Source organism: Planctomonas psychrotolerans, assembly GCF_008642235.1.
In the GTDB taxonomy this organism is placed as follows: Bacteria; Actinomycetota; Actinomycetes; order Actinomycetales; family Microbacteriaceae; genus Planctomonas; species Planctomonas psychrotolerans.
Genome location: NZ_SJEV01000002.1, coordinates 327,001 through 346,479 on the forward strand (window position 1 = coordinate 327,001; position 19,479 = coordinate 346,479).

Annotated in this window: 20 protein-coding genes; 5 read left to right on the forward strand and 15 right to left on the reverse strand. The window is 71.0% G+C overall.

The window, feature by feature from the left end:
* Positions 1 to 34: 34 nt before the first annotated feature.
* A complete protein-coding gene (locus EY822_RS14775; protein ID WP_150309213.1) occupies positions 35 to 649 on the reverse strand; it encodes a hypothetical protein in 615 nt (204 codons plus the stop codon).
* A 197-nt stretch (positions 650 to 846) separates the two neighbouring features.
* Between EY822_RS14775 and EY822_RS14780 the strand changes: the two genes are divergently transcribed.
* The 5 genes from EY822_RS14780 to EY822_RS14800 all read left to right on the forward strand — a co-directional run bounded on the left by EY822_RS14780 (position 847) and on the right by EY822_RS14800 (position 6,129).
* The gene (locus EY822_RS14780) at positions 847 to 2,115 is read left to right on the forward strand and encodes an extracellular solute-binding protein (RefSeq protein WP_150309214.1); all 1,269 of its coding nucleotides are present in this window, start codon (positions 847 to 849) and stop codon (positions 2,113 to 2,115) included.
* A gap of 142 nt (positions 2,116 to 2,257) precedes the next feature.
* Positions 2,258 to 3,205 carry a carbohydrate ABC transporter permease gene (locus EY822_RS14785; protein ID WP_150309215.1) on the forward strand — a complete coding sequence of 316 codons (948 nt, stop codon included), beginning with the start codon at positions 2,258 to 2,260 and terminating at the stop codon, positions 3,203 to 3,205.
* A complete protein-coding gene (locus EY822_RS14790) occupies positions 3,198 to 4,151 on the forward strand; it encodes a carbohydrate ABC transporter permease (RefSeq protein ID WP_150309216.1) in 954 nt (317 codons plus the stop codon). Before EY822_RS14785 ends, EY822_RS14790 begins: the two co-directional genes overlap by 8 nt.
* Positions 4,151 to 5,197: a hydroxyacid dehydrogenase gene (locus EY822_RS14795; protein ID WP_227497378.1), complete on the forward strand. Its 1,047-nt coding sequence runs from the start codon at positions 4,151 to 4,153 to the stop codon at positions 5,195 to 5,197. The genes EY822_RS14790 and EY822_RS14795 overlap by 1 nt, the downstream gene beginning before the upstream one ends.
* Positions 5,198 to 5,223: 26 nt before the next feature.
* Entirely contained in the window at positions 5,224 to 6,129 is a 906-nt protein-coding gene (locus tag EY822_RS14800) for a sugar phosphate isomerase/epimerase family protein (protein WP_150309217.1), read from the forward strand.
* 48 nt (positions 6,130 to 6,177) lie between these two features.
* On the opposite strand, the gene EY822_RS14805 is transcribed toward EY822_RS14800, so the two are convergent.
* From EY822_RS14805 to rpoZ, 14 genes are all read right to left on the reverse strand, one after another.
* The gene (locus tag EY822_RS14805; RefSeq protein ID WP_227497379.1) at positions 6,178 to 6,873 is read right to left on the reverse strand and encodes a Trp biosynthesis-associated membrane protein; all 696 of its coding nucleotides are present in this window, start codon (positions 6,871 to 6,873) and stop codon (positions 6,178 to 6,180) included.
* 2 nt (positions 6,874 to 6,875) lie between these two features.
* Entirely contained in the window at positions 6,876 to 8,399 is a 1,524-nt protein-coding gene (locus EY822_RS14810; RefSeq protein ID WP_150309219.1) for an anthranilate synthase component I, read from the reverse strand.
* A complete protein-coding gene (gene hisI, locus EY822_RS14815) occupies positions 8,396 to 8,791 on the reverse strand; it encodes a phosphoribosyl-AMP cyclohydrolase (RefSeq protein WP_150309220.1) in 396 nt (131 codons plus the stop codon). Before hisI ends, EY822_RS14810 begins: the two co-directional genes overlap by 4 nt.
* On the reverse strand, positions 8,788 to 9,567 hold the full coding sequence (gene hisF, locus EY822_RS14820; RefSeq protein ID WP_150309221.1) for an imidazole glycerol phosphate synthase subunit HisF: 780 nt from the start codon (positions 9,565 to 9,567) through the stop codon (positions 8,788 to 8,790). Before hisF ends, hisI begins: the two co-directional genes overlap by 4 nt.
* A gap of 10 nt (positions 9,568 to 9,577) precedes the next feature.
* The gene (gene hisG / locus EY822_RS14825) at positions 9,578 to 10,417 is read right to left on the reverse strand and encodes an ATP phosphoribosyltransferase (RefSeq protein ID WP_150309222.1); all 840 of its coding nucleotides are present in this window, start codon (positions 10,415 to 10,417) and stop codon (positions 9,578 to 9,580) included.
* 72 nt (positions 10,418 to 10,489) lie between these two features.
* Positions 10,490 to 10,753: a phosphoribosyl-ATP diphosphatase gene (locus tag EY822_RS14830; protein WP_150309223.1), complete on the reverse strand. Its 264-nt coding sequence runs from the start codon at positions 10,751 to 10,753 to the stop codon at positions 10,490 to 10,492.
* A gap of 45 nt (positions 10,754 to 10,798) precedes the next feature.
* On the reverse strand, positions 10,799 to 11,173 hold the full coding sequence (locus EY822_RS14835; protein ID WP_150309224.1) for an FKBP-type peptidyl-prolyl cis-trans isomerase: 375 nt from the start codon (positions 11,171 to 11,173) through the stop codon (positions 10,799 to 10,801).
* 278 nt (positions 11,174 to 11,451) lie between these two features.
* Positions 11,452 to 12,114: a ribulose-phosphate 3-epimerase gene (gene rpe / locus EY822_RS14840; protein WP_150309225.1), complete on the reverse strand. Its 663-nt coding sequence runs from the start codon at positions 12,112 to 12,114 to the stop codon at positions 11,452 to 11,454.
* A 10-nt stretch (positions 12,115 to 12,124) separates the two neighbouring features.
* Positions 12,125 to 13,510, reverse strand: coding sequence for an RsmB/NOP family class I SAM-dependent RNA methyltransferase (locus tag EY822_RS14845; protein ID WP_150309226.1), 1,386 nt, complete (start codon positions 13,508 to 13,510; stop codon positions 12,125 to 12,127).
* The gene (locus EY822_RS14850; RefSeq protein ID WP_150309227.1) at positions 13,507 to 14,427 is read right to left on the reverse strand and encodes a methionyl-tRNA formyltransferase; all 921 of its coding nucleotides are present in this window, start codon (positions 14,425 to 14,427) and stop codon (positions 13,507 to 13,509) included. Before EY822_RS14850 ends, EY822_RS14845 begins: the two co-directional genes overlap by 4 nt.
* A gap of 79 nt (positions 14,428 to 14,506) precedes the next feature.
* On the reverse strand, positions 14,507 to 16,534 hold the full coding sequence (locus EY822_RS14855) for a primosomal protein N' family DNA-binding protein (RefSeq protein ID WP_150309228.1): 2,028 nt from the start codon (positions 16,532 to 16,534) through the stop codon (positions 14,507 to 14,509).
* Between the two features lie 2 nt (positions 16,535 to 16,536).
* Positions 16,537 to 17,730 (reverse strand): methionine adenosyltransferase, encoded by a 1,194-nt coding sequence (gene metK, locus EY822_RS14860; RefSeq protein WP_150309229.1) that lies wholly within the window; start codon positions 17,728 to 17,730, stop codon positions 16,537 to 16,539.
* A gap of 40 nt (positions 17,731 to 17,770) precedes the next feature.
* On the reverse strand, positions 17,771 to 19,066 hold the full coding sequence (locus EY822_RS14865) for a bifunctional phosphopantothenoylcysteine decarboxylase/phosphopantothenate synthase (RefSeq protein WP_150309230.1): 1,296 nt from the start codon (positions 19,064 to 19,066) through the stop codon (positions 17,771 to 17,773).
* 60 nt (positions 19,067 to 19,126) lie between these two features.
* Positions 19,127 to 19,393 (reverse strand): DNA-directed RNA polymerase subunit omega, encoded by a 267-nt coding sequence (gene rpoZ / locus EY822_RS14870; protein ID WP_150309231.1) that lies wholly within the window; start codon positions 19,391 to 19,393, stop codon positions 19,127 to 19,129.
* Positions 19,394 to 19,479 lie beyond the last annotated feature (86 nt).

A 19,479-nucleotide genomic window follows, 5' to 3' on the forward strand; every position in this document is an offset into this window, starting at 1 on the left:
TTCGTGGGAAGGACAACGTCACCTTTCGGTGGCCTCAGGGATTCGGTCGACGCACCCCCCGGCGAAGCCAGAACGCCAGCATCGCCGGCGCCACCCCGGACCCCACGAGCACGAGCGTCGGCACCTGCAGCAGGAGAAGGAACCAGGTGACCAGCACCACCACGCACCCCGCCGCGTGCAGCGGCTGCTCCCGCAGACGCAGCCAGGCGGCGAGCACCAGCTCCCGGGAACTCCGATCGACACGGGGTCCGACGAGCGATGCGAGCCCCGTCAGGTACAGCCCCGCGAAGAGCCCGGCGAGGGGGACGAGCAGGGCCAGAGCGACGAAACCGAGGGGGCTGCGGTCGGCCGACCAGAAAAGGATTCCGACGACGAAGCCGACGGTCAGCACGGGAACGAGGAGGGCGAGCCGCCAGTGCCGGCCCGCAGCGGCGGCGAAGCGGGTGAAGAACACCCGGATGCCCGCGGACTCGTCGCGGAACAGCACGTCGTCGAGGGACGTCTGCAGTGCCATGGCGGCCGGCGGAACGGTCACCACCCCGAGGGACGCCACGAAGAAACACAGCTGCAGGAGCAGCACGTCACCGATCGTGTTCAGGAGAGCGAGGATGCGGATCGACCTCGACCCGCCCGCAGGTGAATTTGTCATGGCGACCCCGAGCCTAGATCACGGAATCCGCCTCCCCCGGCTCCCGATACGTGACCACACCGTGATGCTCGACCTACTTGACGCACCGCACGATGCTCCTTACAGTGTTTTTGGCAAGCGATTTCCAAACCCGATCGGCAAGCGCTTTCCGTCGTTCTACAGTCGATCCCGCACCATCACAGTCAAAGGAGACTTCCATGAATCGAAAAGCAGCCAGCGTGATCGCCGCGTCCGCGGCGCTGACGCTGGGACTGACGGGTTGCTCGTCCGGGGGCGGCGGAACCGACGGCCCCGAGGAGGACCCGGCATCCGTCGAGGGAACGCTACGGGTGCTCACGCCCAGCTTTCCGACCAACAACGAGGGTCAGGCGGCGTTCGAGCAGGTCGTGGAGGAGTTCCAGAAGACCTACCCGAACATGGAGGTCGAACCCGACTTCGCCACCTACCAGAACCTGAACGAGAAGATGTCCACGTCGATCGCCAGTGGTGGCGGCTACGACGTGCTGGTCAGCGGTGTCGGCTGGACCGCGCCGTTCGCCGACCGCGGAGTGTTCATGGACCTGGAGGAGTTCGGAATCACTCCCGAGGAGCCGGGCGAGGTCAGCGAGGAACTGCTGCAGGCCGGTGTCTTCGAGGAGGCGGTCTACGCGTACCCGCTCGTCGTCGACGCGCGGGCGATCGCCTACCGCAAGAGCGCCTTCATCGAGGCGGGGCTCGACCCCGACGACCCGCCGGAGACGTTCGAGGAGCTGAAGGCCGCCGCCGAGGCACTCACGCAGCGCGACGCCGCGGGCAACATCACGCGGCCCGGCTTCGACTTCAACACCACACCGGGCAACTACCGCCAGGCCTTCGTCATCTTCCTCTCCTCCACCGGCGTCGACCTCTACGACGGCGACGAGCCCAACTTCAACTCCGAGGAGGGCATCGAGGCGCTGCAGTTCATGGCGGACATGATCGGCAACGTGCAGGAGTTCGGCCAGCAGAACGCGGCGCAGACCGCGCTCGTGCTGAGCGACGAGGCCCCCATGGGCTTCGTGCAGAGCTCCATCGACTGCGAGATCGTGATCGAGTGCGACGACCTCGCGTTCTTCCTCCCGGACAACGGCCGGCCCGCGGAGATGATCGGTGGCGACCTGTCGTCGGTCGGCGCGAACACCGATTACCCCGACGCCGCGTGGGCATTCATCCAGGCGATGATGTCGGTCGAGAACCAGGACCGGATCGCGCTCATGAACAACAAGATCCCCGCGTCGAACGAGGTACCGCAGGACGCCGCATCCCTGTCGAACCCGCTTGCCGAGTTCACCTTCGAGAACCTGGACAACGGCATCTACGAGGGCGGTCCGGCGAACTGGCTCGAGGTGCGCAGCATCTTCGGTCCGACCATCGACGAGGTCCTGCTCGGCCAGACGTCCGCCGAGGACGCGCTCGAGCGCATCGAGAGCGAAGCGCTCTCGGGCTAGCACCACCCATCAGCACCGGGCGGCGGGATCACCGCCGCCCGGTGCTCTTCCCGCACGTGTCGCGAATCCGGTCGAAGGAGACCTCCATGAACGTCCATCCCATCGGTGTGGCAACCGATCCCGGCACCGAGGCGCGATCCGCATGACCGCGACCAGGGCCGACAGCCCGATTCGGCAGCGCACCACCGCTCCCCGCAAGGAGAAGCACCACTCCAAGGGCTCGATCCTCCGGCACCAGAAGCGCGCTGGATGGTGGTTCATCATGCCCGCGCTCGTCCACTCGGTGATCTTCACGATCATCCCCGTCATCGCGGTTTTCGTGCTCGCCTTCACCGATTACAGCTTCGGCGGACGCACCGACTTCGTGGGCTTCGACAACTTCGTCGAACTGATGGGGGACAACTCGTTCCGCGCCGCGTTCGTCAACACCATCATCTTCGCCATCGTGGTCGTCCCGGTGGCGATGGTGATCGCCCTGCTCGTGGCCATCGGCCTCAACCAGCGCATTCGGGGCCTGTCCTTCTTCCGCACGGCCTATTACGTGCCCACCGTCACCGCAAGCGTCGCGGTCGGCGTCGTGTGGCTGTGGATCTTCAACCCCGGCTCCGGCCTCGCGAACGAGGTGCTCAGCTTCTTCGGGCTGGGACGCGCCAGTTGGCTCGTCGACCCGGACCTCGCGCTGCCGTCCCTGATGATCATCGGCATCTGGCAGGGCATCGGCGCCAAGATGATCATCTACCTGGCCGCGCTGCAGGGCGTTCCCACGCAGCTCATCGAGGCGGCGACCATCGACGGCGCCAACAAGTGGACCGTCTTCTGGAACGTGACCTGGCCGGCCCTCGGCCCCGCGCAGTTCTTCGTGCTGATCACCTCGATCGTGTCCACCTTCCAGGTGTTCGACCTCATCTACATCACCACCAAGGGCGGGCCGGGAACGGCCACCAACGTGCTGGTCTTCGACATCTACAACAACGCGTTCCAGAACCTCCAGCTCGGCTACGCATCGGCGGAGACCATCATCATGATGCTGCTGATCGGCGCCTTCATCCTCATCGGTCGACGACTGCAGGGAGCGAACACCAATGACTGACCTGCGAAATCCGCCGAGCAAGGCTGACGAGGCCACTCCTCCCCCGCCGCCGTCACGCGGCTCCCGCGGCAAGCAGTCCATCACCGGCGACACCCGCCTCGGCAAAGTCGTGATCTACATCCTCCTCACCGCCGGCGCGATCGTCATGATCGCTCCGTTCGTGTGGATGGTGCTCACCGCGCTCAAGGGCCGGGCGGAGGCGGCGAGCTTCTCCTGGCTCCCCGAGCAGTTGCTGTTCAGCAACTTCGTCGAGGCGATGCAGACCGCGCCGTTCCTGATGTACTTCCGGAACAGCCTTTTCATCGCCGTCGGCGAGACCGCATTCACGATCGTGCTGTGCACCATGGCGGGGTACACGCTGGCGAAGATGCCGATCCGCGGGTCGAAGTTCCTGCTGAACTACTTCATCGCCCTGCTGATGGTGCCGTTCCAGCTGATCCTCGTGCCGCTCTTCCTCGTGGTGCGGTCGATTCCGCTCGCCGGCGGCAACGACATCCTCGGTCAGGGCGGCACCGGCTGGCTCGACACCTGGTGGGGTCTCATCATCCCGCTCGGCGCCGCGCCGCTGTTCACCTTCCTCGCCCGCCAGTTCTACGTGTCGCTGCCCAGCGAACTCGCGGACGCGGCACGGATGGACGGTGTCGGCGAGTTCGGCATCTTCCTGCGCATCATGACGCCGCTGATCAAGCCGGCCATCCTCACCATCGCGGTCTTCCAGATCGAGGCGGCGTGGAACGGCTTCCTGTGGCCGCTGATGATCACGCAGTCGGCGGACCTGCGGCCTCTGCAGCTCGGTCTCGCGACGTTCTCGCAGGCGACCGGTGATGTGCACTGGCCGTATCTGATGGCGGGCACGGCGCTCGCCACGCTGCCGATGATCCTCCTGTTCGTCGTGGCCCAGAAGCGCTTCGTCGCCGGCCTCGCGAACTTCGGGGTGAAGGGATAGTGGCGGAGCCCGGCGACACGACCACCGTGGAGCCGTCGGGCCGCCCGGCGGTGCTGTTCGCGATGCGGTCGGATGAGCTGCGGGAGCAGCTCTTCCCCGCACCGCAGCGCGCAGCACTCTCCCGGGTGGCCGACGTGCTGTCGGACACGGTGCTCACCGAGTTCGACTCCCCCGACGCACGAGCGCTCCTCGGCAGGGCCGACGTGCTCATCACCGGGTGGGGATGCCCGCGGATCGACGCGGAGGTGCTCGACGCGGCACCGTCCCTCCGGCTCGTCGCCCATGCCGCGGGCACGGTGAAGGGCCACATCGACCGCGAGGTGTGGCACCGGGGCGTGGCGGTGACCACCGCGGCGGAGGCGAATGCCCGACCGGTGGCCGAGTACACGCTGGCCGCCATCCTGCTCGCCGGCAAGCAGGCGTTCGCCCGCTCGCGTGAACTCGCCGCCGGGCAGGGCGAGTACGCCCGCCCGCCGCTTCCGCTCGACGCGGGCAACTTCGGCGCGACCGTCGGGATCATCGGCGCATCACGGGTGGGCCGCATCGTTCTCGACCTGCTTCGACCGTTCTCGTTCGAGCTGCTGCTCGCGACGCCCGACCTGTCCCCCGCTGAGGCGGAGGCTCTCGGGGCGCGCCTCGTGCCGCTCGGGCAGCTCATGGCCGAGAGTGCGGTCGTCTCGCTGCACGCGCCGCTTCTGCCCTCCACCGTGGGGATGATCGGCCGCGCCGAGCTCGCCGCGATGCGCGACGGCGCCGCCTTCGTCAACACCGCGCGGGGGGCCATCGTCGACACCGACGCGTTGCGCGACGAGACGCGGTCCGGCCGCATCTCCGCCGTCCTCGACGTGACCGACCCCGAACCGCTGTCCACCGGCGACGAGCTGTACACCTTCCCGAACGTCTTCCTCACCCCGCACATCGCGGGGGCGATGGGCAACGAGTTGTCGATGATGGGCGACGCCGCCGTCACCGAGGTCGCGCGACTCGCCGCCGGCCGGCCGCTCCGCTATCCGGTCTCCCTGCTCGAACTCGACACCATGGCGTGACTGCGCCCGACCCCGAAAGGCTTCCCATGTCCTCCTCTTCATCCCCGCGCCGCACCCCGCTCGTGGCCGCGAATCCCATCCCCTACTGGGCTCGGGACGGCAAGGCGGACAAGTCCAAGGCCGTGTTCGACGGCGCCTTCCGCGACTTCCAGGACATCGGATTCCGCGCAGTGAAAGCCGACGTGCCGGAGGGCATGACGGCCGCGGAGTACGCCGAGTGGATCGCGAGCTACGGGCTCGCGCCGTCGCTCAGCCTGTTCAGCTCGCCGTTCGACGAGACGATCGAGATCGACGCCGAGGTGGAGCGCGCGAAGGCGTTCGCCGCCGACCAGGTGGCACTCGGACTCGACCGGACGATGGTGTCGTCGATGTCCATCCCCGCCCGCATGGAGCGGCCGGGGATCGGCGCCGACTTCCGCGAGGACCGTCTGGCCCTCGCGATCGAGAACGTCGGCCGGGTCTGCGAGGTGCTGCAGGCGGAGGGACTCCGTCCGCTGCACCACTCGCACATCGGCGGCGTCTTCGAGACGGAGCACGAGATCACCACGCTGCTCGACACGCTGGGTCGCGACGTGATCGGCATCGGCCCGGACACCGGGCACCTGCGGCTCGCGGGCGTCGAGCCTGCGCCGTTCATCCGCCGGTACGCCGACCGGGTGGGCGGCATCCACATCAAGGACGTGTTCGCCGACTACCTCGACCCCGAGTCCCGCGAGGGCCTCGACTACCGCGGTCTCGCGAACACCAAGCGGTTGTGGGCGGAACCCGGCTTCGGAGTGCTCGACTTCGACGAGATCGTCGCGGCGATGCCCGACGACTACGACGGCGACTTCATGATCGAGGTGGACAAGCCCAGCGTCGACTCGCTCTACGAGTCGCACCGCATCTCCTACGAGTGGGCGAAGTCCGCCCTGTCGTTCGCCCGGCTGTAGGCGGCGCTCGGAGGCTCGAAGCCGGACGGGCGGACGGGCCGGTCGCCGTTAGTCGGACGTCGACCGCCCCCGGGAGTCGGTGGGGTCCTGGCCTTCGCTGAGCGTGTCCCAGTCGGTGAAGCGGTCGCGCGGTGCCGAGTCGTCGTCGACGGGCGCGAAGCGCAGGGGTGACTCTGTCGACGCCGCGGCGTAGCGGCGGGAGCCGGCGGGCCACCGCCGCGCGGTGGCGAGGATGCCGACGCCCTGGAGGGCGAGGAGCACGCCGAGCGCCAGGGTGACCCCGGGCCACGCGGTCGCGGCGCTGGCGGTGACGAGCGCCGCGATCGACGCCTGCCCGTCCACGCCGGTCGTGTCGGTGACGGTGCGAGCACCCGCCGAGATCGGGTCGGCGATCGCGAGCACGGCGGACAGCGCAACGCACGCCCCCAGCAGGATCTGCAGCGCGCCGAGGATCACCCGGAACACGATGCCGGCGATGGAGAGCGCCGCAGCGAGGGCGAGGCTCGCCAAGGCGAGCGCGCTGAGCGCGGGTGCGGCGACCGCGCCGGGCACCCCGATCTCCGTCGGCACGTCGCCGACGAGGGTGAGGGTGAACCACTGCTGCGACCAGGCGAGGAGCACCAGGGCGCCGAGCGCGAGACCCGCGAGGATGGCGAGGCTCTTGAGGCGGCGACCGTGCGTCGTGCGGCCGTCCGGCGCTCGACCGTCGGACCCGGTGCTGTCCGGGGCGGTCCGGTCGGTCACGGTCAGTGCACCCGGCGCATGGCGTTGGCCACGGCGACGGCGCGGAGCGGTGCCGCCGCCTTGTTCTGCGACTCGATGAACTCCGTCTCGGGGTCGGAGTCCGCGACGAGTCCGGCTCCGGCCTGCACCCGCGCCATCCCCCCGGCGATGGTCGTCGTGCGGATCGCGATGGCGAGGTCCGCGTCGCCCGCGAAGTCGAAGTAACCGACGACCCCGCCGTAGACGCCCCGCTGCGCCGGCTCGAGCTCATCGATGATCTCGAGCGCGCGCGGCTTCGGAGCGCCGGACAGTGTGCCGGCCGGGAAGGTGGCGCGGAAGACGTCGATCGAGGACTCCCCCGGTCGCAGGTTGCCCTCCACCGACGACACGAGGTGCATGATGTGGCTGAACCGCTCCACCTGCATGAACTCGGTCACCTCGACCGACCCGGCGGCGCACACCTTGAGCAGGTCGTTGCGCGCGAGGTCGACGAGCATGAGGTGCTCCGCGCGCTCCTTCGGGTCGGCGAGCAGGTCGTCGGCGAACGTGCCGTCCTCCTCGGGACTCGCGCCGCGGGGACGGGATCCGGCGATCGGGTGCATGTAGACGCGATCGCCCTGCACCTTGACCAGCGCTTCGGGTGAGGACCCGACCACCGAGTACGGCGCACCGTCGGGGTCGTCGAGGGTCAGCAGGTACATGTACGGGCTGGGGTTGAGGCTGCGCAGCACCCGGTAGACGTCGATCGGATGCGCGGCGATCTCGTGGTCGAAGCGCTGGGAGACGACCACCTGGAACACGTCGCCGTCGCGGATGTACTGCTTGGACCGCTCGATGGCGGCCTCGTACTCGGCGCGGGTGGAGCGCGGCACGGGTGTCGGGGCGATGGAGAGGTCGGCCTCGGCCAGCCACGCCTCGGCCGGTTCGGCGAGGTCGCGTTGCAACCGCTCGAGACGGGTCTGGGCATCGGCCCAGAGCGTGTCGGCGTCGTCGGTGCCATCGTTCAGCACGGTGGCCACGAGTTGCACGGTGCCGAGTCGGTGGTCGAGCACGGCGAGTTCGGACACGAAGCTGAGCGCCTGTCCGGGCACGGCGTAGTCGGCGGGCGGGGCGTCGGGCAGCCGCTCGATCTGGCGGATGGCCTCCCAGCCGATGAAGCCGACCAGTCCGCCGGTGAGGGGAGGCAGTCCGTCGATGCGGGGCGTCGCCCACCGCGAGTACAGGGCCGCGAGCGCATCGAGCGGCCCGTCGGGGGCGTCCGCGCCGAGTGCGCGCTCGGCGGGCAACCCGTAATCGAGCCAGCGCGCGGTGTCGCCCTGCTGGGTCAGCACGCCGAACGACGAGACGCCGACGAAGGAGAACCGGGACCAGATGCCGCCCTGCTCGGCGGACTCCAGGAGGAAGGTGCCGGGTCTCGCGCCGGCCAGCTTGCGGTACACGCCGACCGGGGTCTCCCCGTCGGCGAAGAGCTCGCGCACCACGGGGATCACGCGGTGCTCGGGCAGGAGGGCGTCGAAGGCCGCCCGCGTGGTGGATCCGGCGCTCATCGGTTTCCCCCGTCATCCGGTTGCGATCCGAGTGCCGGCGCGAGCACGTCGGCGTCGAAGCAGGTGCGCGTGCCGGTGTGGCAGGCCACGCCCACCTGGTCCACCTGCACGAGCAGGGTGTCGGCGTCGCAGTCGAGGGCGGCCGCCCGCACGTACTGCGCGTGCCCCGACGTGTCGCCCTTCCGCCACAGCTCCTGCCGCGACCGGGACCAGAAGGTCACGCGGCCCTCGGTGAGCGTGCGGCGCAGCGATTCGGGATTCATGTAGCCGAGCATCAGCACCTCGCGAGTGTCGTGCTGCTGGATGACGGCCGGAAGCAATCCGTTCTCGTCGAATCGCGCTCGGTCGAGCACCGCCTGCACTGCCGCGTCGGTGTCGGGGATTGCGGTCATTCGCGCACCGTGTTCCCGGCGTCGCGCAGCTCGCGCTTCACGTCGCCGATCGTCATCTCGCCATTGTGGAAGACGGATGCGGCGAGCACCGCGTCCGCGCCCGCGGCGATCGCCTGCGGGAAGTGCCGCGCCTCGCCGGCGCCTCCGGAGGCGACCACGGGAACGGAGCTGACCGACCGCATGAGCGAGATCAGTTCCGTGTCGAAGCCCTCGCGCGTGCCGTCGGCGTCGATCGAGTTGACCAGCAGTTCGCCGGCGCCGAGGTCGATGGCGCGTGCCGCCCACTCGAGCGCGTCGATGTCGGTCTCGGTCCGGCCGCCGTGGGTGGTGACCACGAAGCCCGAGTCCGTCGTGCCGCCGCGCTTCACGTCGAGCGACAGCACCATCACCTGGGCGCCGAAGCGGTCGGCGATCTCGGCGATGAGTTCGGGCCGGGCGATGGCCGCGCTGTTGACGCCCACCTTGTCGGCGCCGCTCGCGAGGAGCCGGGCCACGTCGGCGGTGGACCTCACTCCTCCGCCCACCGTGAGGGGGATGAAGACCTGCTCGGCGGTGGCGCGCACCACGTCGTACATGGTCTCGCGGTCGTCGACGGTCGCGGTCACGTCGAGGAAGGTGAGCTCGTCGGCGCCCTGCTCGTAGTAGCGGCGGGCGAGCGCGACCGGGTCCCCGGCGTCGCGGAGGTTCAGGAAGTTCACGCCCTTGACCACGCGGCCCATGGCCACGTCGAGGCACGGGATCACCCGCACGGCCAGCGAGGTCGGGGTAGTCGACATGGGGAGCATCCTAGATGCGTGCGGCGTGGATCGCGCTGACCAGGATGGCGCGAGCGCCCGCCTCGTACAGCGAGTCCATGATGTGGTTCGTGTCGCCCCGCGGAACCATTGCCCGGACGGCCATCCACTCGGGGTCGCGCAGCGGGGAGATGGTGGGCGACTCGATGCCCGGGGTGATCTCCAGCGCGGCGTCGAGCAGCTTCGCCGGCACGTCGTAGTCGACGAGCACGAACTGCCGGGCCACCAGCACGCCCTGCAGGCGACGCAGCAGCACGGATGCGGCGGTCGGTTCGGTCGGGCTGGAGATGAGCACGGCCTCGGACTCGAGGATCACCGGTCCGAAGACCTCGAGCCCGGCCTTGCGCAGGGTGGTCCCGGTCTCCACGACGTCGGCGATCACGTCGGCGACGCCGAGCTGGATGGCCGATTCCACGGCGCCGTCCAGGCGGACGAGCGTGACGTTCACCCCGGCGCGTTCGAGGAAGGCTCCGACGAGTCCGGGGTAGCTGGTGGCGACCCGGTGCCCGGCGATGTCGGCGACCTCGGTGAACGCACCGGTCGGTCCGGCGAAGCGGAAGGTCGACTCGGCGAACCCGAGGGTCGCGGTCTCGCTGGCGGGCGACTCGGAGTCGAGCAGCAGATCGCGCCCGGTGATGCCCACGTCGAGAGCGCCGGAGCCGACGTAGGTGGCGATGTCGCGGGGGCGCAGATAGAAGAACTCGACGTCGTTACGGGCGTCGACGATCCGCAGTTCCTTGGGGTCTCGGCGGCCGGTGTAACCGGCCTCGGCGAGCATCTGCGCGGCGGTGTCGGAGAGCGAGCCCTTGTTGGGCACTGCTACACGGAGCATGGGGTTTCCATTCGGGGGAAGCGGACGTCGGATCTGGTGCCGGCCGTCCGGCCAGGGGCCGGACGGGCCGGGTCACAGATGTCGGTAGACGTCCGCCGGTTCCAGGCCGCGTGCGATCAGCAGCACCTGGAGGTGGTAGATCAGTTGCGAGATCTCCTCGGCGGTGCGCTCGTCGGATTCGTACTCCGCGGCCATCCACACCTCGGCGGCCTCTTCGACGATCTTCTTGCCGATTGCGTGCACACCGGCGTCGAGTTCGCGCACCGTGCCCGAGCCCTCGGGGCGCGTGACGGATTTCTCGCGGAGCTCGACGAACAGTTCATCGAAGGTCTTCACCGGTCAAGGGTACCGGTTCGCCGAGCCCGCCCCGGTCGGGTGCGCCTAGCGCACGCCGAGCAGGTCGATGACGAAGATCAACGTGCGGCCGGAGAGGCGGTGTCCGCCGCCCGCGGGGCCGTAGGCGAGCGCGGGCGGTACGACGAGCTGGCGGCGGCCGCCGACGCGCATGCCGGGGATGCCCTCCTGCCAGCCCTTGACGAGGCTCGCGAGCGGGAAGGTGATGGCCTGTCCCCGGTCCCACGAAGAGTCGAACTCCTCACCGGACTCGAAGTCGACGCCGAGGTAGTGCACGTTCACGGTGGAGCCTGCCGTGGCCTCGTCGCCGTCGCCCTCGCGGATGTCGGTGATCACGAGCTGCTCGGGCGCGGGGCCCTCGACGAACTCGACTTCGGGCTTGGTCTGTGCGGAATCAGTCATTCCCCCATCCAACCACGCCCTGCCTGTCGGTCCCCGTCGGTTGCTCGACGACGGTCGCTCGGCGACGGTCGAAGCGACACCCCACCCCACGCCCCTTCGGAAGGCTCAGGGACCGTACGCGACGCGACGCACCCCACCCCACGCCCCTTCGACAGGCTCAGGGACCCTATGCGACGCGACACGACCCACCCCACGCCCCTTCGACAGGCTCAGGGACCGTATGCGACGCGACGCACCCCACCTCACGCCCCTTCGACAGGCTCAGGGACCGGAGCGGGTCAGTGGGCGTGGGTGGAGGCGGCGGCGTCGCGGAGGGAGGCGATGCGGTCGGCGGGATCCCCGGCGAACACGCTGGAGCCGGCGACGAAGGTGTCCGCTCCGGCCCGCGCGGCGGTGACGATGGTCTCCTCGTTGATGCCGCCGTCCACCTGCAGCCACACGTCGAGGCCGGCACCGGACACGCGTTCGCGCAGCGCGCGCAGCTTCGGCATCGTCGACTCGAGGAACGACTGGCCGCCGAATCCGGGCTCCACGGTCATCACGAGCACCTGGTCGAACTCGGCGAGCAGGTCGAGGTACGGTTCGGCCGGGGTGCCGGGTTTCAGGGCGATGCCGGCCCGGGCGCCCATCGACCGCAGGCGGCGGGCGAGCGCCACCGGATCCGCGGCCGCCTCCGCATGGAACGTGACCGAGTAGGCGCCCGCCTCGGCGTGATCGGGAGCCCAGCGGTCGGGGTCGTCGATCATCAGGTGCACGTCGAGCGGGATGTCGCTCACCTCGGCGAGGCGCTGCACGGTGCCGGGCCCGAAAGTGAGGTTCGGGACGAAGTGGTTGTCCATGACGTCGACGTGCACGAGGTCGGCACTCCGGATGCGACGCACCTCGCTCTCGAGGTTCACGAAGTCGGCGGCCAGGATGCTCGGGTTGATGCGCACGGACATGCGAACGAGCCTACGACGTGGTCAGCAGGGCGATGAACATGGCGTCGCACCCGTGTCGATGCGGCCACAGCTGCACGGCCGAGTCGCCCTCGGGCTGTTCGAGGGGCGCGAGCGCGACCGACTGCAGCAGCACGGGGGTGTCGAGGGCCCGCAGTCGGCCGTCGGAGCGGGCGAGTGCGCCCTCGACGACCGCCCGGGTCTCGGCGAGGTGCGGCGAGCAGGTCACGTAGGCGATCACCCCGCCGGGCGCGAGCGCCGCGACCGCGGAGTCCAGCAGCGCCGATTGCAGCGGTGCGAGGTCGGCCACGTCGCGCGGCGTCTTCCGCCAGCGGGCCTCGGGTCGGCGCCGGAGCGCCCCCAGCCCGGTGCACGGGGCGTCGAGCAGGATCCGGTCGAAGGCCTGCGGGTGGCTGCCGCCCACCGTGGTGCCGTCGAGCTGCCAGACCTCGATGTCGCCGGGCACGGCGGAGAGCGCCTCGCGCACCAGGTCGGCCCGTGCGGGCACGATCTCGTTGGCCGTGAAGGTGGCGCCCGCGCGGGCGGCCTCGGCGGCGAGCAGCGCGGCTTTGCCGCCCGGCCCGGCGCACAGGTCGAGCCAGTGCTCGCCCGGTTCGATCGGCATCGCCGCGGTGAGCGCGAGGGCGGCCAGTTGCGACCCCTCGTCCTGCACGCGCGCCGTGCCCGACGCGACCGCGGCGACGTCGAGCGGGTCCCCGCCGTCGAGGTACACCCCGTAGGGCGAGAAGGCGGCGGGATGATCGCCCACGTCGGTCGGCTCCGCGAGCCCGGGCAGCGCGGCCAGTGTGACGGCCGGCGCCACGTTGTCGGCGCGCAGCAGGTCGACGAGCTCGTCCTCCCGTCCGTCGCGGGCGAGGGCGCGGCGGAGCGCGCGCACGATCCACACCGGGTGCGAGTGCTCGAGCGACAACCGCTCGTCGTCGTTCGTCGCGGAGCCCAGCACCCGGTCCCGCCAGTCATCGGGAGTCGACCGGGTGATGGCGCGGAGCACGCCGTTCGTGAAGCCGGTGGCCGACCGCGAGCCGACCATGCGGGCGAGCCCCACCCCCTCGTTGACGGCGGCATGCGGAGCGACGCGCATCGACAGCAGCTGGTGCGTCGAGAGGCGCAGGACGTCGAGGATGGGCGGGTCGATGGCCGAGGCGTCCCGCTTGGCGGCGAGCTCGATCACCCGGTCGTAGTAGCCCAGCATGCGCAGCGTGCCGTAGGCGAGTTCCGTCGCGAGCGCCGCGTCCTTCGTCGACAGCTTCGCCCGGCGGATGCGCACGGGGAGCAGCAGGTTGGCATACGCGTCGGACTCGTGCACGGCGCGCACCACGTCGAACGCCACGCGTCTCGCCGCCGTGACCGTCGGGGCGGGCGGTCGTCGATCGCTCATTCGGCCGTCACCCCGTGCTGGTCGGGCAGCCCGCGCCACCAGTCGGCGGCGGGCATCGGTCGCTTGCCGGCGGGCTGCACGGTGTCGAGGGCGAGGGGGTCGGTCGCCGTGCCGACCAGCACCCGCCGGTCGCGCAGCGCGAGCCTGCCCGGGGGAAGCGGGTCGCCGCCCGCGACCGGTGCGGCGGCGAGAACCTTGAGCCGCTGGCCGCCGACGGTGGTGAACGCGCCCGGCTCCGGAGTCACTCCGCGGAGCCGCGCGTCGACCTCCGCGACCGGGCGGGTGAAGTCGAGCCGCCCGTCGTCGAGGGTGAGCTTGGGCGCGAGGGTGGGGTCGCCGAGTTGCGCCGTGGACCGCGCGGTGCCCGCGGCGAGGTCGTTCACGACCGACGTGAGCAGGGCCGCTCCGTCGTGGGCGAGCGCGGCGAGCACATCGCCCGCGGTCTCGCCCGGCCCGGTGGAGCGGGACACGGTGGCGAAAACGGGTCCGGTGTCGAGTCCGGCCTCGAGCTGGAAGACGCTCGCCCCGGTGTCGGTGTCCCCCGCCATGAGCGCGCGCTGCACCGGTGCGGCGCCGCGCCAGGCCGGAAGCAGGGAGAAGTGCAGGTTGATCCAGCCGTGCCGGGGCGTGGACAGCAGCGGCTCCCGCACCAGCCCGCCATAGGCGACGATCACGCCGAGGTCCGGGCGGAGATCGGCCACCCGGCCGGTGAGGTCCTCACCGAGCCGGTTCGCCCGGATCACCTCGAGCCCGCGCGCGTCCGCCGCCACGGCCACCGGTGACGGCGTGAGGACGCGTTTCCGCCCCATCGGCGCGTCGGCGCGGGTGATCACCGCGACGATGTCGTGTGCCGATGCGGCGAGGGCGTCGAGGCTGGGCACGGCGGCATCCGGGGTGCCGGCGAAGATGAGTCTCATGCCGCGTGCTCTCCCCTGTTCTCTGGTGGATTCGTTCGGTGGTGGTGTCGGTGAATGGGGGGAATCGGGGGTGGCGGTCTCAGAGGATGTCGGAGGTGTCGAACCGCACGCGCAGGGACGGGCGCTGGCGGTAGCCGCCCTTCGCGGGCGGTCCCTTGCGCCGGGTGCTCGCGTTCTCCACGACCGCCGATCGTAGCGCGGATGCGACGGCGCCGCCCTGCGCGTACTCGAGCCGTACGAGTGCCCGCACGTTCTGCGCATCGACGTCGACCGGACCGAGCACGTCCACACCGGGCAGCTCGGCCACGCGCTCCATCGCGGTGCGCACGGCGTCGACTCCGCCCTCCACGGCGGCCACGCGCACGGCGGGCGGGAACCGCAACGCTCGGCGGTCGGCCAGTTCCGCGCGGGCGTAGTCGGCCTGCCGCCAGGTGTTCAGCGCCCGCGCGAGCGCTCCGCCCACGCCGACGAGCAGCACGGGCGCCTTCGGGGCAGCGAGAGCCGCGGCGTTCGACCACCACCGCAGGCAGTCCTCCCCCACGCGCAGGCTCTCGCGCGCCAGCATCCGCTCCCCGTCGAGCAGCAGCACCGCTCGGTAACCGGCCGCGGCGACGGGCTCCGCACCGCGGGTGGCCACCACGAGCGCCGGGGCGTCGGACACCTCGAGCACGGTGTGCTCCCCGTCGGCCACGATCACCCGCACACCGGGGAACGCGCGCCCCAGTTCCTCGGCCGTGCGACCCGAGCCGCGGGTGACGAACCGCAGTCGGTCGCCCTCGCAGTGGGTGCAGCGCCAGTCGGCCGCGAGGGCACCGCACCAGCCGCAGGACGGCATGGCGCTCGCCGACGCCTTGCCGAGCGGACCCTGGCAGCGGTTGCAGCGCGCGGCGTGCGCGCAGCTGGCGCAGGCCAGCACGGGCGCATAACCGGGTCGGGCCACCTGTACGAGCACCGGCCCCGACTCGAGCGCCTGCCGCGCCTCGCGCCACGCCGTCGACGGGATGCGCGCGGCCTGCGCGAATCCGTCGGGCGCCGGCTGCGACACCGTGGGGATCACGCGCGGGGCGGTGCCCGTCAGCGGCAGCAGTTCGTCGAGGAAGCCGAGCTCGACCAGCCGTTCGACCTCGGTGCTTCGGCTGTGTCCGACGAAGGCCAGCGCGCAGCCGGACTGCGCCTGGCGCACGAGTGCGACGTCGCGGGACGACGCGTACGGGCTGAGCGGTTCGGCGTGCAGCGGGTCCCCGTCGTCCCAGAGCACGATGAGGCCGAGTCGGGGGGCCGGGGCGTAGACCGCGGAGCGGGTGCCGAGGAGGATGCGCGGCTCGTCACCCAGACCGGAGAGGAATGCGCGGTAGCGGTCGGGGTTCGACTGGCGGGCATCGACCCGGGCGACCGCGGAGGGCGGCACGAGAGTCGCGAGGGCGGACTCCACCTGCGCCTGGTCGCGGAAGTCGGGCAGCGCGAGGATGGCGCTCTCGCCGCGGGCGAGGCTCGCGGCCGCGGCCTGCGCCAGGGTGAGCGCCCAGCGGCCCACCCAGCGTCCCGGTGCGACCTCGACGACTCCCGGCACGGCGTCGACGGCGACGCGTGCGCGGTCGGCGAGCGCGCGCGCCCACGCACCCTCCACGTACCCGGTGACGTCGACCGTCGCACCGGCGCCCTCCCCGTCGGGGCGGTCCGCGGTTCCGTCCGGCGCGGCGGCCGGGACGGCTGCGGTCGCGGTCGCGGCGAGGTACGCCTTCTCCACTCGCGCCTGCCGCGGCGGGATGGCGAAGCGCAGCACGTCGACGGCGCTCCCGGCGCTGCGGTCGGCGACCGCGCGGGCGAGACGCCACACCTCCGGGGTGAGCACGCGCACGGGAGACACCACGGAGTCGAGCGGGCTCAGCACGCCGGGATAGTCGTGCTCGGCGACCACCTCGACGAGGAAGCCGTCCGCCACTCGCCCGGCCGACCGCAGCGGAACACGCACACGCACCCCCGGTACCGCGGTGTCCCGCAGCTCGGGCGGGATGGCGTAGTCGAAGAGCCGGTCGAGCTGCGGGAGCGGCGAATCCAGGGCGACCCGCGCGATCGGCGCGGACGCCGGCGCGGTGTCGCCCGTCACGGTCAGAGCCGGGCCGCGCTGCGGAGGTCGTCCGCCCGGTCGAGCCGCTCCCAGGTGAAGTTCGGCCGTTCGCGGCCGAAGTGCCCGTACGTGGACGTCTCGGCGTAGATGGGGCGCAGCAGGTCGAGCTGCTCGATGATGGCGGCGGGGCGCAGGTCGAACACGTCGCGGATGGCGGCGATGATCCGGTCCTCCGGTGCGTGCGCCGTACCGAACGTTTCGACGTACAGGCCCACGGGCGACGCCTTGCCGATCGCGTAGGCGACCTGCACCTCGAGCCGGTCGGCGAGGCCCGCGGCGACCGCGTTCTTCGCGACCCAGCGCATGGCGTAGGCGGCGCTGCGGTCGACCTTGCTCGGGTCCTTCCCGCTGAACGCTCCCCCACCGTGCCGGCTGGCGCCACCGTAGGTGTCGACGATGATCTTGCGGCCGGTGAGCCCCGCGTCGCCCTTCGGTCCACCGATCTCGAAGCGTCCTGCCGGGTTGATCAGCTTCGTGGCGTGCGCGGAATCGAAGCCCGCCGCCTCGAGCACGGGCCGGATCACGACCTCGTTCACCTCCGCCTCGAGCGTGGGGAGGCTCACGTCGGGCGAGTGCTGCGTGGAGAGCACCACGGTCTCCACGGTGCGGGGCACGAAGCCCTCGTAGCCGATGGTGACCTGCGTCTTGCCGTCGGGTCGCAGGTAGTCGAGCTGTCCGCTCCGCCGCACCTCCGAGAGGCGCTCGGCGAGCCGGTGCGCCAGCCAGATCGGCAGCGGCATCAGTTCGGGCGTCTCGCGCGTGGCGAAGCCGAACATGATGCCCTGGTCGCCCGCGCCCTGGTGGTCCCTGGGGTCGGACGCGGCGTTCGTGCGCTCCTCCACCGAGTGATCGACGCCGGAGGCGATCTCCGGCGACTGGGCGCCGATCGACACCGAGACGCCGCAGCTCGAGCCGTCGAAGCTCAGCGCCGACGAGGTGTAGCCGATGGCGCGGATGCGGTCGCGCACGATCGTGGGGATGTCGACGTATCCCGTGGTGGTGACCTCGCCCGCCACGTGCACGAGACCGGTGGTGACGAGCGTCTCGACCGCGACCCTGCTGTGCGGATCCTGTTCGAGAAGACCGTCGAGGATGCTGTCCGAGATCTGGTCGCAGATCTTGTCGGGATGCCCCTCGGTCACGGACTCGGAGGTGAAAAGGCGCAGTTCCGTCACGTGGTCTCCATGCGGTCGGGGGACGTCCAGCAGCGCCGGACTACGAGCCGGAAGGGCGGAGGACGTCGAGAATGCGATCGGCCACGGCGGCTTTGCTGCCGGAGGCCTCCATCACTATATCTCCGCCCCGTGACACGACCACGACGGCGTTGTCATCCACGGCGAAGCCCCGGAGCCACCCGACCCTGTTGAGGACGAGGAAGTCGCAGCCCTTGCGTTCGAGCTTCTCCCGGCCCACCCGGAGCAGTTCCGCGGTGTCGCCCGCGGTCTCGGCGGCGAAGCCGATCACCACCTGATCGGCGCGGCGGTTCGCGGCCAGCGACGCGAGGATGTCGGGGTTCTTGACGAGCTCCAGCGTCATCGTGTCGCCGATCGCATCCTTCTTGAGCTTGGTCTGGGCGATCGATGCGGGGCGGTAGTCCGCCACGGCGGCGGCCATGATGATCACGTCCGAGTCCTGTGCGTACTCCGCCGCAGCCTGCGCGAGCTGCTTGGCCGTCTCGACCTGCACCACGTCGACGCCCTCCGGTGCGGGCACCTCGAGGTGGGCGGCGAGGAGGGTGACCTCGGCACCGCGGTCCCGGGCGGCGACGGCGAGCGCGACGCCCTGCTTGCCGCTCGACCGGTTGCCGAGGAAGCGCACCGGGTCGAGAGGTTCGCGAGTTCCGCCGGCACTCACCAGGAGGCGCACACCGGCGAGGTCGTGGCGAGTCGGCAGGTCGGGATCGGCGCCGGGCGCGCCGTCGACGGCAGGTCCGGGATCGGCGCCGGGCGCGCCTTCCGCAGCGGGCGCACCGGGCACCAGGGCGAGGGCGGCGGCCACGATCGCATCGGGTTCGGCCATCCGCCCGGGGCCGGAGTCCGACCCCGTCAGCTGTCCGCTCTCCGGTCCGACGAACGCGATCCCGCGGGAGCGGAGAGTGGCCACGTTCGCGACGGTGGCCGCGTTCTGCCACATCTCGGTGTGCATGGCGGGCGCCACGATCACGGGCGCGGTGCTCGCCAGCACGGTGGTGCCGAGCAGGTCGTCGGCGAGACCGGTCGCCAGTTTCGCCAGGGTGTTCGCCGTGGCGGGCGCGATGACGATGAGGTCGGCGGACTGACCGATCGCCACGTGCCGGACCTGCGCGACGCCCTCGTAGAGGTCGCTGTGAACGATGTTGCGGCTGATCGCCTCGAGCGTGGGTCGCCCCACGAACCGCAGCGCGGCATCCGTCGCCACGACGTGAACGTCGTGACCGGCGAGAACGAGCCCGCGGACCACTCCGACGGCCTTGTAGGCGGCGATCCCGCCGCTGATGCCGACGACGACGGTGAGGCGTTCGGGATTCGTCACGGGCGGGCGGCTCGGGGCGCCGGGAGTCTCGTCGTTCGCGGTACTGCTCGTCGTTCCGTGTTACTGCTCGGGCGCCGGAGCGGCCTTGGCGACGAGCTTGTTCTCGTTGATCTCGTGCAGGGCGACGGAGAGCGGCTTGTCGTCGATGGTGGAGTCGACGAGCGGTCCCACGTTGTCGAACAGGCTTCCCTCGTGCAGGTCGGCGTAGTAGTCGTTGATCTGGCGTGCGCGCTTCGAGGCGAAGATCACGAGCGCGTACTTGGAGTCGACCTTTTCCAGCAGCTCGTCGATGGGCGGGTCGATGATTCCGGTGAGCTTGTCGGCCATGGTCTCTCCTCGTGGTGATGGGGTCGTGGGGTGAAGCGGCGGGCGGGCCCGCATCGGTTTCGTCGTGGTCCGGGCGGGAGCGGGCG

Bases quoted from the DNA above. Each gene is read 5' to 3' on its own strand.
- EY822_RS14775 (WP_150309213.1), bottom strand. From the start codon at position 649: ATGACAAATTCACCTGCGGGCGGGTCGAGGTCGATCCGCATCCTCGCT.
- EY822_RS14780 (WP_150309214.1), top strand. From the start codon at position 847: ATGAATCGAAAAGCAGCCAGCGTGATCGCCGCGTCCGCGGCGCTGACG.
- EY822_RS14785 (WP_150309215.1), top strand. From the start codon at position 2,258: ATGACCGCGACCAGGGCCGACAGCCCGATTCGGCAGCGCACCACCGCT.
- EY822_RS14790 (WP_150309216.1), top strand. From the start codon at position 3,198: ATGACTGACCTGCGAAATCCGCCGAGCAAGGCTGACGAGGCCACTCCT.
- EY822_RS14800 (WP_150309217.1), top strand. From the start codon at position 5,224: ATGTCCTCCTCTTCATCCCCGCGCCGCACCCCGCTCGTGGCCGCGAAT.
- EY822_RS14810 (WP_150309219.1), bottom strand. From the start codon at position 8,399: ATGAGCGCCGGATCCACCACGCGGGCGGCCTTCGACGCCCTCCTGCCC.
- hisI (WP_150309220.1), bottom strand. From the start codon at position 8,791: ATGACCGCAATCCCCGACACCGACGCGGCAGTGCAGGCGGTGCTCGAC.
- hisF (WP_150309221.1), bottom strand. From the start codon at position 9,567: ATGTCGACTACCCCGACCTCGCTGGCCGTGCGGGTGATCCCGTGCCTC.
- hisG (WP_150309222.1), bottom strand. From the start codon at position 10,417: ATGCTCCGTGTAGCAGTGCCCAACAAGGGCTCGCTCTCCGACACCGCC.
- EY822_RS14835 (WP_150309224.1), bottom strand. From the start codon at position 11,173: ATGACTGATTCCGCACAGACCAAGCCCGAAGTCGAGTTCGTCGAGGGC.
- rpe (WP_150309225.1), bottom strand. From the start codon at position 12,114: ATGTCCGTGCGCATCAACCCGAGCATCCTGGCCGCCGACTTCGTGAAC.
- EY822_RS14845 (WP_150309226.1), bottom strand. From the start codon at position 13,510: ATGAGCGATCGACGACCGCCCGCCCCGACGGTCACGGCGGCGAGACGC.
- EY822_RS14850 (WP_150309227.1), bottom strand. From the start codon at position 14,427: ATGAGACTCATCTTCGCCGGCACCCCGGATGCCGCCGTGCCCAGCCTC.
- rpoZ (WP_150309231.1), bottom strand. From the start codon at position 19,393: ATGGCCGACAAGCTCACCGGAATCATCGACCCGCCCATCGACGAGCTG.